Origin of the sequence: Streptomyces sp. SID1328 (assembly GCF_009865595.1) — a bacterium.
Classification (GTDB): domain Bacteria; phylum Actinomycetota; class Actinomycetes; order Streptomycetales; family Streptomycetaceae; genus Streptomyces; species Streptomyces griseoluteus.
On sequence record NZ_WWKH01000164.1, the window covers coordinates 1 to 344 of the forward strand.

General features: G+C 80.5%; 1 protein-coding gene. It reads right to left on the reverse strand.

Going from position 1 to position 344, the window contains the following annotated elements:
- The coding region (locus GT030_RS37040; protein WP_161199988.1) for a hypothetical protein at positions 1–344 on the reverse strand (344 nt) is incomplete at both ends.

Below are 344 nucleotides of genomic sequence, written 5' to 3' on the forward strand. Positions count from 1 at the left end.
GGCGCGGTGCCCCGGCGGCCGAGGAACTGGCCCCGGCCGCGATCGAGAGCGCGGAGGCGGCTTCCAGCGGCACCGGCCGACGACGGGGCCGTCCCGCCGAGGTCGGGGACGGCGTGGCGGCGGAGGGTGCCGTGATGACGGCGGCCGAGCACGCTGCCGGAACCGCCGCTTCGAATACGGGACTTGGTGGCGCGGTGCCGCCGCAGGGCGTTCCGGTGCCCGCCGGGCATCGGGCTCCGCAGGGCGCCGGTGAGCAGGCGGCGCTGCCGCCCGCGCTTCCCGCGCCGAGCGCGGACGGTGCACCGGCCGAGGATGCCCAGCCGACCGGGCGGCGCCGCCGTGCC